At 68.9% G+C, this 1,866-nt stretch carries 1 protein-coding gene; it reads left to right on the plus strand.

Features of this window, described 5'->3' with window-relative positions; genetic code table 11:
- The first annotated feature begins 659 nt into the window (after nucleotides 1-659).
- Nucleotides 660-1,844 carry a hypothetical protein gene (locus tag KDL01_RS40840; protein WP_212534095.1) on the plus strand — a complete coding sequence of 395 codons (1,185 nt, stop codon included), beginning with the start codon at nucleotides 660-662 and terminating at the stop codon, nucleotides 1,842-1,844.
- Nucleotides 1,845-1,866 lie beyond the last annotated feature (22 nt).

Below are 1,866 nucleotides of genomic sequence, written 5' to 3' on the forward strand. Positions count from 1 at the left end.
CTCCTCGGTCGGTCACCGGAGGCGTATCAGGAACCTGGTGCGGGTGCAAACGGCGGAGGTCTGGGCTTTGGGGTGGGTGTCGCTGCGCCGTTTGCACCCGCACCAGAACCCTGATAAGGGCTGCGCCTGCCCGACCGAGGAGAGAGCCCCACCCCTGGCTGGATCCTTGCGGAGGGTCCGTGGCCCGGTCCGGCGTGCCCGGTGCGGCATCGTGCATTCCCTGCGGCGGACGACCTTGATCCAGGATCTTGCATCACGAGCGGTGGACGGCCGTGTGATGCTGAACCTTGTATCACCCGTGGTGGCCGAGCGTGTGATGCAGGATCTAGTGTCATCCGTGGCGGCCAGCCGTGATGCAGGATCTTGTATCAGCTGGATTGGACGGCCTCGTGATGCTGAATCTTGCGCCACCCGTGGTGGTCGTCCGCGTGGTGCCGCAATGCAGGATCTCGATACAGGAGCTTGCATCGCGCCCGGTGGCGCCTCTTGCCGTATCGGTTCTCTTATCTCTTCCAACGCGCGGCGACGTCCTGGAGTTCCCCTCGTCGTCCCGAGCAAATATCTCAGCAATCTCTTAAGATCCAGGCCTATTCTAGGCCCCTTTTGTCGGACTCGCCCCGTAGAGTAGGTACATACGGGGATTGTTCTAGGGAGGGGTCATGGATCAGGTTGCTGCCGGGGTGGAGTCGATCAGCGGGGCGGTGCGGGATCTGCTGGAGCGGGCGCGGCAGGCCGAGCCGGGCGCGGGTGACGGTGTCGCCGGCGAGGTGCGCGACGGGATCGTGGAGGTGGGTCGGGCGGCGCAGGCACTGAACGGGCTGCTGCTGGCGCTGGTGGCCGAGGGCGACCGGCTCGGGATCGCGCGCGGCGGGATCGGCCCGTGGCTGGCCACCGTGCTGGATGTGACCGAAGGACGCGCCCGCGGGCTCGCCCAGGACGCCCGACTCCTCGCGACGGTGCCGCAGATCGAGCGGGAGCTGTGCTCGGGCAGCGTCGGGCAGGATTCCGTACGGGCGGTGGCGCGCACCGTCAAGGCGGTGCGCCGCACCGGCCTCGACCCGGCACCCGAGGTCGCCGAGACCCTACGCGTCGCACGCGAGCACGGGACGCGGGCCGGGCTGGAGCGGGTGCGGGCGCTGGAGGAGCACACCGACCCCGGGTCGGTCGAGGCGCGCCACGCCCAGCAGCGCGAACGCTCCTACGCCCGCATCGGTGTTGCGGCGGATCGGGAGATGCACCGGTGTGAGATCCTGCTCGACCCCGCCCGCGGCGCGGTACTCCAAGCCGCGGTGGAGTTGCAGGTCGCGGAAATGATCCGGGCCCGGCAGTTCGACGGCACCGAACTCGCACCCCAGGACGTGCGCACGACCGAGCAGATGAACGCCGAAGCCATCACGCGCATGGCACAGGTGTTCCTGGACGCCACGGCCGAACAGCGCGGGGCGCGCTTCTCCCTGCCCGCACTCGCCGTAACGATGCAGGAACCCGCACCGGTCCAGCTCGACATCCCCGCCGGCTGCGCCCGCACCGCATTCGGAGCGCTCATCCCCGCCAGACTGCTACCCAAGCAGGGAAACCCGCGACGCCACACCCTCACCCTCGACGGACACACCGGAGTGTTGGACGGCGTGGCAGTGGACCGGGACCCGAGAGCACGGCTGGCCTCGGCCGAACAGCGGGGCTTTCTTGCCTGGCGCGACCGACACTGCCGCTACCCCGGCTGCGACCGCCCCATCACCTTCGCGCCGGGTGGCCCGGGGGATTCTCACCCCCGGGCTCCCACAGATCCGTACGTGACAGTCTCCCGTCATACGGCTCCTGTTGCTCTGATCGTCAGGCCCTGATTGCTGTCGTCCAAGCCCATTG

The organism is Actinospica durhamensis, assembly GCF_018139695.1.
Classification (GTDB): domain Bacteria; phylum Actinomycetota; class Actinomycetes; order Streptomycetales; family Catenulisporaceae; genus Actinospica; species Actinospica durhamensis.